Here is an 11,581-nt window from a genome sequence, read left to right on the forward strand (position 1 = left end):
CGCGCGGGAAACCACGCGGCCCGGGCCACCGGGCCGCCCTCCTACTTCCACAGATCATGCGCACGCTCGACTTCACCGCCGCGCCGTTGCGGCGCGCCGCTGCCGCGGCCGCCGAACCCCTCGCGGCACCGCCCCGGCTTGCCGCGGCGACGGCTGCCCCGTTGCCGCTCGATGGCCAGCTGCGCCGCGAATGCGAGGCCATGGCCAGCCATGCGCTGCGGCTCGGCATCGCCATGCCGGCCGGCTGGACCATGCTGCTCGGCAGCGCTCACGAAGCGGTCGCGGCAGCGTCGGCTTCGTCGCAGCAGCAGGCCGGGACGGGCCTTGCCGCGCAGCAGCTCGCACAACTCCACCAGGACCTGGCCCGCGCCATCGCGCCCGCCACGCCGCAATGCATCACGCTGCTTGACGATGAGCGCCGCCGCGCGCATCCGCTGGCCTGCCTGGGACCCGTGCCGCTGGTGCGCGCATTGACCGGGACCGCGGTGTGCTGCCTGGTGGCGGTGGTACTGACCGGCTTGCCGGCAGAGGTGTCGATGGAGAACATGCGCGCCGGCATCCTGGCCTCGTCGGGCCGCACGCTGCTGTTCAACATGCTGTTCCTGCTGTTCTGCGCCGGGCTGGGGGCCTCGTTTGCGTCGCTGTTCCAGGTGCACGGCTACATCGCCAGGGGCACCTATGACCCCAAGTACGACGCCGCCTACGCCGCGCAACTGATCCTTGGGATCATGTCCGGGCTGATCCTGGTCGAGATGCTGCCGCCGCAGTTGTTCGATTCGGCCGGCATGCGCAGCTTCGGCAAGCCGGCCTTGTCGATGCTGGGCGGCTTCTCCGCCACCGCGGTGCATCGCCTGCTGCAGCGCATCGTCGAGATCGTCGAGACCGCGGTGCGCGGCAGCACGCCGCGCGAGCCGCGCAAGGAGTAGCGCCATGCTGTTCCTCTACAGCCTGCCCAGCACCGGCATGGCCGCCATCGTGGTCACGACCATCGTCGCGGTGGTGCTGGCCGGCTATGCGGTCGCGCGCCGCTTCGCGCTGATCGAGCTCGATGCCGAGCAGCGCGCAATGGCGGTGTCGATGGTCTCGATCATCACCACCATCAACTCGCTGCTGGTCGCCTTTGCCGCGATCAACGTCTGGGACACCTACAACGCCGCCGACCGCACCGTCGCCGCGGAAGCCACCGCCGCGGGCGAACTCGCGCGCGACCTGGCCGCATTCGACAGCAGCGCCGCCGATGCCGCCGCGGCGGCATTGCGCACCTACCTGGTGATGGTGGTGCATGAGGAATGGCCGCGCATGCAGCGCCTGGGCAGGCCCGATGCGCACACCGAGCAGCGCTTCGACGCGATGTTCGATCTGGCCAACCGGATCCGTCCGCTCGACAGCCGCCAGACCGTGCTGCTGGGCGAAGTGCTGATGCGCGTCAACGAGATGGTCAAGTACCGCCAGCAACGGATCCTGACGCTGCATGCGGCGATGCCGAACACCTTGTGGGGCGTGATCCTGATTGTCAGCGCCCTGTCGTTCGCGCTGCTGTACGTGCTGCCGGCAACGCCCTTCAACCTGGCGCTGATCACCGCTTGGGCCATCACCATCGGCCTGGCGTTCTTCTTCCTGCTCGCGGTCGACCGGCCCTTCGCCGGCGAATTCAGCGTCAGCGCCGACCCGCTGCAGCACACCATCGACACCCTGGTGGCAAACGGCATGTGGCCGGAGTCGCAACCGGCGTCACAGCCGATGCCATATGCAGCGCCATAACGGCACGCCGCAACGGCCGCCATCACAACAAGGAGACACGAGATGCAGATGACCCCGGAACAATTCCGCGCCGCCACCGGACTGAGCGAGCCGCAATGCGAGCGCTGGTTCGCGCGCCTGTGCGAAGCGATGCAGGCGTACGACATCACCGGCGCGGCGCGCATGGCCGCGTTCCTGGCGCAGACCGGGCACGAGTCGCTCGGCTACCAGTTCACGCATGAGCTGTGGGGCCCGACGCCGGCGCAGGCGCTGTACGAGCCGCCGTCGCGCAAGGCCATGGCGCTCGGCAATGTGCGGCCGGGCGATGGCAAGCGCTTCCGCGGCCGGGGGCTGATCCAGATTACCGGCCGCGCCAACTATGCGGCATGCGGCGCCGCGCTCGGCGCCGACCTGACCGGCACCCCCGAACTGCTGGAACAGGACGCCTGGGCCGCCCGCTCGGCGGCATGGTGGTGGCGCACGCACGGTTGCAATGCACTGGCCGACAGCGGCGACTTCATCGCGCTGACGCGGCGCATCAATGGTGGCACCAACGGACTCGAGGACCGCCTGCGCCGCTGGAAGGTCGCCACCGCGGCGCTGGCCTGAAGCGACACGGCATCCATGAAAAAAGGGGCTACGGCATTTACCGTAACCCCTTTTCACTGCATTGGTGGGCCTCCCGTGAGTCGAACACGGCACCAACGGATTATGAGTCCGCTGCTCTAACCAGGCATGAGCTAGAGGCCCTTGGAAGCGTTTAGTTGCCTTCCAGGAAACTCTTCAGCTTGTCGGAGCGGCTCGGGTGGCGCAGCTTGCGCAGTGCCTTGGCCTCGATCTGGCGGATACGTTCGCGCGTGACGTCGAACTGCTTGCCGACCTCTTCCAGCGTGTGGTCGGTGCTCATTTCGATGCCGAAGCGCATGCGCAGCACCTTGGCTTCGCGCGGCGTGAGCGAGTCCAGCACGTCCTTGACGACGTCGCGCATGGAACCGTGCAGCGCCGCTTCGGCCGGGGCCAGCGTGTTGGTGTCCTCGATGAAGTCGCCCAGATGGGAGTCGTCGTCGTCACCGATCGGCGTTTCCATGGAGATCGGTTCCTTGGCGATCTTCATGATCTTGCGGATCTTGTCTTCCGGCATCTCCATCTTCTCGGCCAGCGTTGCCGGATCCGGCTCGTTGCCGGTTTCCTGCAGGATCTGGCGCGAGATGCGGTTCATCTTGTTGATGGTCTCGATCATGTGCACCGGAATACGGATGGTGCGCGCCTGGTCGGCGATCGAGCGCGTGATGGCCTGGCGGATCCACCACGTGGCATAGGTCGAGAACTTGTAGCCGCGACGGTATTCGAACTTGTCCACCGCCTTCATCAGGCCGATGTTGCCTTCCTGGATCAGGTCGAGGAACTGCAGGCCGCGGTTGGTGTACTTCTTGGCGATCGAGATCACCAGGCGCAGGTTGGCCTCGGTCATCTCGCGCTTGGCTTCGCGCGCGCGGCGCTCGCCTTCCGACATCTTGCGGTTGACGTCCTTCAGTTCCTTCAGCGGCAGCACCACGCGCGCCTGCAGGTCGATCAGCTTCTGCTGCAGCTCGTGCACGGCCGGCACGTTGCGCTCGACGATGGTGCTGTAGCCCTTGCCGTCGGCCACCACGGTGTGGATCCACTCGAGGTTGGTCTCGTTGCCCGGGAAGCGGGCGACAAAGTCCGAGCGCGGCATGCCGCACTTGTCGACCACGATGTTCAGGATGGCCCGCTCGAGCTTGCGCACTTCGTCGACCTGGCCGCGCAGCGTGTCGCACAGGCGCTCGACGTTGCGGGCGGTGAAGCGGATGCCCATCAGCTCGGCCTGGATCGCTTCCTGCGCCTTGACGTAGGGCTTGGACTTGTAGCCTTCCTTCTCGAACGCACGGCGCATCTTGTCGAACTGCTCGGCGATCACGCGGAATTTCTCCAGCGCGTTCTGCTTCAGTTCTTCCAGCTGGCGCGCGGACGCGCCGGCGCCGGCGCCGCCTTCGTCGTCATCGTCCTCGTCGCCTTCCTCGTCTTCGTCGGACTCGAGGTCCTCGTCGTCGGCCGCCGCGGCCGGGGCCGACGGGGCTTCCGGGGTTTCGTCGGCGTTCGGGTCGATCAGGCCGTCGACGAACTCGTCGATCTTGATCTCGTCGTTGGCGACGCGCTCGGCATGGGCCAGGATCTCGGAGATGGTGACCGGGCACGCCGAGATCGCCATCACCATGTCCTTCAGGCCGGCCTCGATGCGCTTGGCGATCTCGATTTCGCCTTCGCGCGTCAGCAGCTCGACCGTGCCCATCTCGCGCATGTACATGCGCACCGGGTCGGTGGTGCGGCCGAACTCGGAGTCGACCGTGGACAGGGCCGCCTCGGCCTCTTCCTCGGCTTCTTCCTCGCTGGTCGCGGACGGTGCGTTGTCGTTGAGCAGCAGCGTCTCGGCATCCGGCGCCTGTTCATAGACCGCGATGCCGATGTCGTTCAGCGTCGCGACCAGGGTGTCGATCGTTTCCGAATCGACCATGTCGTCCGGCAGGTGATCGTTGATTTCCGCGTAGGTCAGGTAGCCGCGCGACTTGCCCAGCTTGATCAGCGCCTTGAGCTTCTGGCGACGCAGCTCGAGCTCTTCCTCGGTGCCTTGCTGGGTCGAGGCGAACTCCTTGAGCAGGGCCTTTTCCTTGGCCTTGCGGTCCTTGGCTTTCTGCTTTTCGGTCTTCGGCGCCGCCGGGGTTGCCGGCGCGCGCGTATCGTTCTCGTAAAACTCTTCGGTCACGTCGTCTGTTGTGCTGTCGTCGTGCTGCATCTCGGCCTTGGGCTTGCGGCCACGCTTTTTCGGCTCCGGCTTGATTGCCGGCGCAGCGGGACGCTCGGATGCAACGGATGCAGGTGTCGCGGCACGCGCCTTGGCGGCCGTCGCGGCCGCGCCTTGCTTGGCGCCTCCGCTCTTGGCGCCGGCGGCTGCCGCTCGCTTGCTCTCGACTTCGGTATTCTGCTGTTTCGCCACGGTGATACTCTTGCCTTTCACTGGTGCAGATGCTGCTGCAGATGCGGCGACCTTGCCGCTCGTACTGGCGCTCTTGCCGCTCTCGCGTGCCGAAGTCGAGGCCTTTGTCTTTTCGGATGTGCGGGTTCTGGTGGGAGTCGTCACGGCGGGCGCTTGCGCGCGGCGCACGGACTTTGATGGCGCAGACCGGGCTGGCGTCTTGACGGTCGCGGTCGATGTCTTCGCCGCCGTGGTTTTCACAGACGCCTTGCCGCTCCCTGATTGGGGAGCTTTAGAGGTAACCCTTTCGGTTGCTTTGGCCTTTGCCATTGGCACGCTCACTTTCACCAGAACTGGAGAGAAAGATTTCGCAATCCAAACCGGCTATTGTAGCACGCCACGCATAGCCGGCTCCCTGTCAGGTGAGGTTTTCACCTGAAAAATCAAGGCTTAAGCTCGGCGCGGCCGGGCCCGGTCCCTGATCCACTGCTTGTCCAACGCTTGTTGCCGCCTCCCGGTTGAAGGCCAGGGCGCCCGCTGGCGCCTCAGCCCAGTTGGCGCCGCCGGTGGATTTCGCCCACCAGCCAGCGCATGCGCTGCTTGGCTGCCTCGTCGGCCGTGCCGGCGACCACCTCCGCCTGCAGGCTGTCGAGTTCGCGCCGCAGCGGCTCGGCCAGCAGCTTGGTGATGGCCGCATCGAATTCCTGTGTTGCAGGTGTCTCTTCAATCTCCTCGCGCAATACCACCGTGCGCGCCGCGGCATAGACCTCGGCATACGGCGACTGGGCCAGGTGCTCGCTGAAGGCCGCGAAATTCACTTCGCCCTGGACGCCGTCGCACGCGCTGACCAGGTGCGCCAGCACTTCGCTGTCGCCACCCTCGCCTTCCAGCAGCAACGCCCGGGCATCCTCGTCGAGCCGTGCCGACAGCGTCGGGTAGCACATCAGCAACTGGATCACCCGCTGCTCCAGCCCGGTCGGGGCCTGGCGGCGCGCGCGCGGGCGCGGCTGGGCGAAGCGCCCGACCCGTGCCGGATCACTGCGCAGGCCGCAGATCGCCTCGATCTCCGCGGGTGTGGTACCAGTGGCATCGGCAAGTTCGCGCACGATCTGTAGCCGCAGCCCGCCCGCCGGCATCGCCTGCAGCAGCGGCTTGGCGTCGTACTGGGCGCGGGCGCGGCCCTCGGGCTGGCGCAGGTCCAGTTCCTCGGTCACCGACTGCAGCAGGAAGCGCGACAGGGGCATGGCATTGCGCACCTGCGCGGCGAAGGCCTCGGTGCCCTCTTCGCGCACATAGCTGTCGGGGTCGTGCTCGGCCGGCAGGAACAGGAAGCGGATGGTCTTGTTGTCGGCCACGTGCGGCAGGCAGGCTTCCAGTGCCCGCCTGGCGGCGCGCCGCCCTGCCAAATCGCCGTCGAACGAGAACACCACCGCGTCGGCCTGGCGCAGCAGCTTCTGCACGTGCACAGGCGTGCACGCCGTGCCCAGGGTGGCGACGGCGTTGGCAAAACCGAGCTGGGCCAGTGCCACGACGTCCATATATCCTTCGACCACCAGCACATAGCCGGTTTCCCGGATGGCATGGCGGGCCTCGAACAAGCCATAAAGCTCGGTGCCCTTGCTGAAAAGCGGGGTCTCGGGCGAATTCAGGTACTTGGGCTCGCCCTGCCCCATGACGCGGCCGCCGAAGCCGATTACCGCGCCCTTGGTGTTGCGGATCGGGAACATGATGCGGTCGCGGAAGCGGTCGTAGCGCCGCGGCTTGCCGTCGGCGTCGCGCTTGTCACTTTCGATCAGCAGGCCGGCCTCGACGAGCGGCGCGGCCACGTTGTCGTCGCGGTAGCTGCCGAACACCGCTTCCAGGGCCTGCCAGTCATCGGGCGCATAGCCAAGTCCGAACTGACCGGCGATCTCGCCCGTCAGTCCGCGCCCCTTCAGGTACTGGATCGCCTGCGGCGCGCCGCGCAACTGGCGGCGGTAGAAATCGGTGGCGCGGGTCATGGCGTCGGACAGCGCCACCGAGCGCGCCTGTTGCTCGGCGCGCTGGCCGGGGGGCAGGCGGTCGCGCTCTTCCGGCACGGTCATGCCGACCGACTGCGCCAGCTCGCGCACCGCCTCCGGATACGACTGGCCGGAAAACTCCATCAGGAAGCCGATGGCCGAGCCGTGCGCGCCGCAGCCGAAGCAATGGTAGAACTGCTTGGTCGGCGACACCGTGAACGACGGGGATTTCTCGTTATGGAACGGGCAAAGTCCCATGAAATTGGCGCCGCCCTTCTTCAGCTGCACATACTTGCCCACCACATCGACAATGTCGACACGGTTGAGCAGGTCCTGAATAAAGGATTGCGGAATCACCCGACTGACCGTCCTGAGGCTTGGCCGTCCCTGGCGGGCGGCCTTTTTAGGAATGCGTGACCGGTGCGGCGCCCGGCTGCTATCGGAATATTGTAGTGCAGCACGGAACGGCTGCCCGGATTGCTTCACTTCTGCGCGCAAGCTCCGCTATCCGCGGCGATCTTGCGCGCATCATGCCTGCAATCGATTAAATCAGCACTTACTTTGGCGCCAGTGCGGCCTTGACCAGGGCCGATACCGCGGTCATGTCGGCGCGGCCGGCCAGCTTGCCCTTCAGCACGCCCATGACCTTGCCCATGTCCTGCGGGCCCGCAGCGCCGGTGGCGGTCACGGCTTGCTGTACCTCGGCGGCCACTTCCTCGTCCGACAGCGCGGCCGGCATGTAGACCTTCAGCACCTCGACCTCGGCCAGCTCCTTGTCCGCGAGGTCGTTGCGGCCGGCCTGCTGGAACTGCGCGATCGAGTCCTTGCGCTGCTTGATCAGCTTTTCGACCACGGCCAGCACGGCGGTATCGTCCAGCTCGACGCGCTCGTCGACTTCGCGCTGCTTGATCGCCGCCAGCAGCAAGCGGATGGTGCCAAGGCGCTCGGTCTCGCGGGCGCGCATGGCGGTCTTCATGTCTTCGCTGATACGGGCTTTGAGGGACATCTTGATCTTCCAGAAAGTGGGCAGGCACTTACACATGGCGGCGGATGCCGCTCCTGCAAGGCCCATAACGCAAAAACCCGCCGAGCCTACGCCACAGCGGGTGATGGGCAAGCGCGAAGCCGGTATCAGTACAGCTTCTTCGGCAGCATCTGGCTGCGGATGCGCTTGTAATGGCGCTTCTCTGCCGCAGCCTTCTTGCGCTTGCGCGCGGCGGTGGGTTTTTCGTAAAACTCGCGGGCCCGCAGTTCCGGGAGCAACCCGTTCTTCTCGATGGTGCGCTTGAAACGGCGCAGGGCAACTTCAAAAGGCTCGTTTTCCTTGAGGCGGATCGTAGTCATTTGGCCGGAAAATGAAAGTATTTTCGGGATGGCGGCGTTACGAAGTTCTGGATTGTAGCACCAACAATCTGGCGCGGAAGTGGCGTGCAACTGGCGTGCCGCGTGTGATTCAGGCAGCACGATACCGCCTGGCTCAAGCTGCCGATTGCCCGGCGCGGGCCTGCCGTGCCGCCTCCGCCGCGGCCTGCCCCGCCGCCACCGCGGAGGCCCAGGCCCACTGGAAGTTGTAGCCCCCCAGCCAGCCGGTCACGTCGACCACTTCGCCGATGAAATACAGGCCCGGCACGTCGCGGGCCATCATGGTGGCCGACGACAGCGCGCGCGTATCCACCCCGCCCAGCGTGACCTCGGCCTTGCGGTAGCCCTCGGTGCCGGACGGCACGATGCGCCAGTCGTTGAGCGCGCCGCCGAGCTTGCGCAGGGCCTTGTCGGTCACGTCATGCAGCGGCATCGTCGCCGCCACGCCCGCGGCCGCGCACCACGCCTCGGCCAGCCGCGACGGCAGCCGTTGCGCCAGCAGGTTGCCCAGGTGCTTGCGGCTGCCGGCCTTCTGCTCGAGCAGCCAGGCGGCGGCGTCCTCGCCATCGAACAGGTCGATGGCGACCGGCGTGCCCGGACGCCAGTAGCTGGAGATCTGCAGCACCGCCGGGCCCGACAGGCCGCGGTGCGTCCACAGCAAATCCTCGCGGAAGGCGCCCGCGGCCTTGCCGCTGCCGGTGGCGATATCGACTTCCAGCGAGACCCCCGCCAGCGGCACGAACGGCGCCCAGTCCTTGCCATCGAAGGTCAGCGGCACCAGCGCCGGGCGGGTCTCGACGATGCCCAGCCCGAACTGCCGCGCAATGCGGTAGCCGAAGTCGGTGGCGCCGATCTTGGGGATCGACAGGCCGCCGGTGGCCACCACCACGGCGCCGGCCCGAACCGTGCCCGCGGCGGTCAGCAGCAGGAAGTCATCGCCCTCGCGCCGGATCTCCGCCACCGTGCAGCCGGTCTGCCAGCGCACCTGCCCCGCGTCGCATTCGGCGCGCAGCATGGCGATCACGTCTTCGGCGCTGTCGTTGCAGAACAGCTGGCCGCGGTGCTTCTCGTGCCAGGCGATGCCATGACGGCGCATCAGCGCCACGAAATCCTGCGGCGTGTAGCGCGCCAGCGCCGAGCGGCAGAAGTGCGGATTGGACGACAGGTAGTTGGCGGGGCCGGCCTGCAGGTTGGTGAAATTGCAGCGGCCGCCGCCCGAGATGCGGATTTTCTCGGCAAGCCGGGTGGCATGGTCGATCAGCACCACGCGCGCGCCGTTCTGGCCCGCCACCGCGGCACACATCATGCCCGCGGCGCCGGCGCCCAGTACGGCCACGTCATACCGGCCGGTCCGGGACTGGGCTGCCCCGCTCATTGCACGCCTCGCGAATCCATGTGTCTTGCCACCGCCTGAGAAAGGGCAGATTGTAGCGAAAAGCGCGCCGCGCGCCGCTGTGCTACCCTGCGCGCTTCCCGCAAACCCTTGTTTCGACGGCCGTTTCCCGGAGACGGCGTCATGGCTCCCATGCTTGTCCTCGGCATTGAATCTTCCTGCGACGAAACCGGCCTCGCGCTCTATGACACCGGCGCCGGCCTGCTCGCGCATGCGCTGCACTCGCAGATCGCCATGCACCGCGACTACGGCGGCGTGGTCCCCGAGCTGGCCTCGCGCGACCATATCCGCCGCGTGCTGCCGCTGCTGGAGCAGGTGCTGGCCGACGCCGGCCGCACCCGCCAGGACATCGACGCCATTGCCTTCACCCAGGGCCCGGGACTGGCCGGCGCGCTGCTGGTCGGCGCCTCGGTCGCCAATGCGCTCGGCTTCGCGCTGAACGTGCCGATGGTGGGCGTGCACCACCTCGAAGGCCACCTGCTGTCGCCGCTGCTAACGCGCGAGCCGCCGCCGTTCCCGTTCGTGGCGCTGCTGGTGTCCGGTGGGCATACGCAGCTGATGGAAGTGCGCGGCATCGGCGACTACGCGCTGCTGGGCGAAACCCTGGACGATGCCGCCGGCGAAGCGTTCGACAAGACCGCCAAGCTGCTCGGCCTGGGCTACCCGGGTGGGCCGGAAGTGTCGCGCCTGGCCGAGTTCGGCGTGCCCGGCGCCTTCGAGCTGCCGCGGCCGATGCTGCATTCCGGCAACCTGGATTTTTCCTTTGCCGGCCTGAAAACCGCGGTGCTGACGCAAACCCGCAAGCTGGCCAATACCTGCGAGCAGGACCGCGCCAACCTCGCGCGCGCCTTTGTCGATGCGATCGTCGACGTGCTGGCGGCCAAGTCGATGGCGGCGCTCAAGCAAACCGGCCACAAGCGGCTGGTGGTAGCCGGCGGCGTCGGCGCCAACCGGCAGCTGCGCGAACGGCTGGACCAGGTTGGCAGGCAGCGCAAGCTCGAGGTCTACTATCCTGACCTGGCGTTCTGCACCGACAACGGCGCGATGATCGCGTTTGCCGGCGCGATGCGCTTGCAGGCCGCGCCGGAACTGGCGCGGCATGAGTACGGCTATGGCGTGACGCCGCGCTGGGACCTGGCGGATATCCGCCTGCCTTCCGCGGCCTGAACCGGACCAAATAAATAGCCACCGCATGCGGTGGCTATTTCCATTGCAGCGACCACGCGGTCAGTCGACGCGCTTGTCCCGCTCGATCACCGCATACGCGCTGTGGTTGTGGATCGACTCGAAGTTCTCCGCCTCCAGCACATAGGCCACGATGCGCTCATCCGCATTCAGCCGCATGGCGATGTCGCGCACCAGGTCCTCGACAAACTTGGGATTCTCGTAGGCACGCTCGGTGACGAACTTCTCGTCGGGCCGCTTGAGCAGGCCCCACAGCTCGCACGACGCCTCTTCCTCGGCCATGCGCACCAGCGCCTCCACCGGCAGCTCGCCGGCCAGCTCCACGTTCATGGTGATATGCGAGCGCTGGTTGTGCGCGCCATACTGCGAGATCTTCTTCGAGCACGGGCACAGGCTGGTCACCGGCACCAGCGCCTTCAGGAACACCCGCGTGGCGCCGTTGCGCACTTCACCTGTCAGCGTGACCTCGTAGTCCAGCAGCGACTCCACGCCGGACACCGGCGCGATCTTGCTGATGAAGTACGGGAACGTGACCTCGATGCGGCCGGCCTCGGCTTCGAGCTTCTCCAGCATCTTGTCCAGCATCAGCCGGAAGCTGGCCAGCTCCAGCGGCGCCCGCTCTTCTTCCAGCAGCGCCACGAAGCGCGACATATGCGTGCCCTTCTGGTCGGCGGGCAGGTGCACGTCGAGGTTGAAGGTGCCGACGGTCGGCACGATGCCGGTCGGGGTCTTCAGGGTCACGGGATAGCGCACGCCCTTCACGCCGACTCGCTGGATCGGGATCTGGCGGGTGTCGGGGCTCGACTGGACGTCGGGCATGATGAAGGCGGGGTTGATGTCATTCATCTACGGTTTCCTCCAGGGTTGCGCAGCCTGGCGCAAGCCCTTACGGTCGCGGCATTTTCGCAG

Annotated in this window: 11 protein-coding genes and 1 tRNA gene; 5 read left to right on the forward strand and 7 right to left on the reverse strand. The window is 67.0% G+C overall.

Features of this window, described 5'->3' with window-relative positions:
* Positions 1-56: 56 nt before the first annotated feature.
* From CBM2588_RS12400 to CBM2588_RS12410, 3 genes are read left to right on the forward strand one after another with little or no spacing between them, the layout of a single operon-like run.
* Entirely contained in the window at positions 57-926 is an 870-nt protein-coding gene (locus CBM2588_RS12400) for a hypothetical protein (RefSeq protein WP_231942136.1), read from the forward strand.
* A gap of 4 nt (positions 927-930) precedes the next feature.
* On the forward strand, positions 931-1,761 hold the full coding sequence (locus CBM2588_RS12405; RefSeq protein ID WP_115680752.1) for a DUF4239 domain-containing protein: 831 nt from the start codon (positions 931-933) through the stop codon (positions 1,759-1,761).
* A gap of 48 nt (positions 1,762-1,809) precedes the next feature.
* Entirely contained in the window at positions 1,810-2,349 is a 540-nt protein-coding gene (locus CBM2588_RS12410; RefSeq protein ID WP_115681480.1) for a glycoside hydrolase family 19 protein, read from the forward strand.
* A 62-nt stretch (positions 2,350-2,411) separates the two neighbouring features.
* On the opposite strand, the gene CBM2588_RS12415 is transcribed toward CBM2588_RS12410, so the two are convergent.
* Positions 2,412-2,490: transfer RNA gene (locus tag CBM2588_RS12415), tRNA-Ile, on the reverse strand.
* A 10-nt stretch (positions 2,491-2,500) separates the two neighbouring features.
* Positions 2,501-4,774 (reverse strand): RNA polymerase sigma factor RpoD, encoded by a 2,274-nt coding sequence (gene rpoD / locus CBM2588_RS12420; protein ID WP_172581750.1) that lies wholly within the window; start codon positions 4,772-4,774, stop codon positions 2,501-2,503.
* Here rpoD and CBM2588_RS12425 point away from each other — a divergent pair.
* Positions 4,764-5,171, forward strand: coding sequence for a hypothetical protein (locus tag CBM2588_RS12425; protein ID WP_231909593.1), 408 nt, complete (start codon positions 4,764-4,766; stop codon positions 5,169-5,171). The genes rpoD and CBM2588_RS12425 overlap by 11 nt on opposite strands.
* 106 nt (positions 5,172-5,277) lie before the next feature.
* Here CBM2588_RS12425 and dnaG read toward each other — a convergent pair whose 3' ends face one another.
* The 4 genes from dnaG to CBM2588_RS12445 all read right to left on the reverse strand — a co-directional run bounded on the left by dnaG (position 5,278) and on the right by CBM2588_RS12445 (position 9,469).
* Positions 5,278-7,089 (reverse strand): DNA primase, encoded by a 1,812-nt coding sequence (gene dnaG / locus CBM2588_RS12430; RefSeq protein WP_115680754.1) that lies wholly within the window; start codon positions 7,087-7,089, stop codon positions 5,278-5,280.
* 199 nt (positions 7,090-7,288) lie between these two features.
* Entirely contained in the window at positions 7,289-7,738 is a 450-nt protein-coding gene (locus CBM2588_RS12435; RefSeq protein ID WP_115681481.1) for a GatB/YqeY domain-containing protein, read from the reverse strand.
* 125 nt (positions 7,739-7,863) lie between these two features.
* Positions 7,864-8,076 carry a 30S ribosomal protein S21 gene (rpsU, locus tag CBM2588_RS12440; RefSeq protein ID WP_012353470.1) on the reverse strand — a complete coding sequence of 71 codons (213 nt, stop codon included), beginning with the start codon at positions 8,074-8,076 and terminating at the stop codon, positions 7,864-7,866.
* Positions 8,077-8,209: 133 nt separating this feature from the next.
* Positions 8,210-9,469 carry an NAD(P)/FAD-dependent oxidoreductase gene (locus tag CBM2588_RS12445; RefSeq protein ID WP_115680755.1) on the reverse strand — a complete coding sequence of 420 codons (1,260 nt, stop codon included), beginning with the start codon at positions 9,467-9,469 and terminating at the stop codon, positions 8,210-8,212.
* Between the two features lie 150 nt (positions 9,470-9,619).
* Between CBM2588_RS12445 and tsaD the strand changes: the two genes are divergently transcribed.
* Positions 9,620-10,654 carry a tRNA (adenosine(37)-N6)-threonylcarbamoyltransferase complex transferase subunit TsaD gene (gene tsaD / locus CBM2588_RS12450; protein ID WP_115681482.1) on the forward strand — a complete coding sequence of 345 codons (1,035 nt, stop codon included), beginning with the start codon at positions 9,620-9,622 and terminating at the stop codon, positions 10,652-10,654.
* 60 nt (positions 10,655-10,714) lie between these two features.
* Here tsaD and folE2 read toward each other — a convergent pair whose 3' ends face one another.
* Positions 10,715-11,518 (reverse strand): GTP cyclohydrolase FolE2, encoded by an 804-nt coding sequence (gene folE2, locus CBM2588_RS12455; RefSeq protein WP_115680756.1) that lies wholly within the window; start codon positions 11,516-11,518, stop codon positions 10,715-10,717.
* Positions 11,519-11,581 lie beyond the last annotated feature (63 nt).

This window comes from Cupriavidus taiwanensis (genome assembly GCF_900250075.1).
GTDB lineage: Bacteria > Pseudomonadota > Gammaproteobacteria > Burkholderiales > Burkholderiaceae > Cupriavidus > Cupriavidus taiwanensis_C.

Excerpts from the sequence above, each read along its gene's own strand:
- CBM2588_RS12400 (WP_231942136.1), top strand. The coding sequence starts at position 57 with ATGCGCACGCTCGACTTCACCGCCGCGCCGTTGCGGCGCGCCGCTGCC.
- CBM2588_RS12405 (WP_115680752.1), top strand. The coding sequence starts at position 931 with ATGCTGTTCCTCTACAGCCTGCCCAGCACCGGCATGGCCGCCATCGTG.
- CBM2588_RS12410 (WP_115681480.1), top strand. The coding sequence starts at position 1,810 with ATGACCCCGGAACAATTCCGCGCCGCCACCGGACTGAGCGAGCCGCAA.
- CBM2588_RS12435 (WP_115681481.1), bottom strand. The coding sequence starts at position 7,738 with ATGTCCCTCAAAGCCCGTATCAGCGAAGACATGAAGACCGCCATGCGC.
- rpsU (WP_012353470.1), bottom strand. The coding sequence starts at position 8,076 with ATGACTACGATCCGCCTCAAGGAAAACGAGCCTTTTGAAGTTGCCCTG.
- CBM2588_RS12445 (WP_115680755.1), bottom strand. The coding sequence starts at position 9,469 with ATGAGCGGGGCAGCCCAGTCCCGGACCGGCCGGTATGACGTGGCCGTA.
- tsaD (WP_115681482.1), top strand. The coding sequence starts at position 9,620 with ATGCTTGTCCTCGGCATTGAATCTTCCTGCGACGAAACCGGCCTCGCG.
- folE2 (WP_115680756.1), bottom strand. The coding sequence starts at position 11,518 with ATGAATGACATCAACCCCGCCTTCATCATGCCCGACGTCCAGTCGAGC.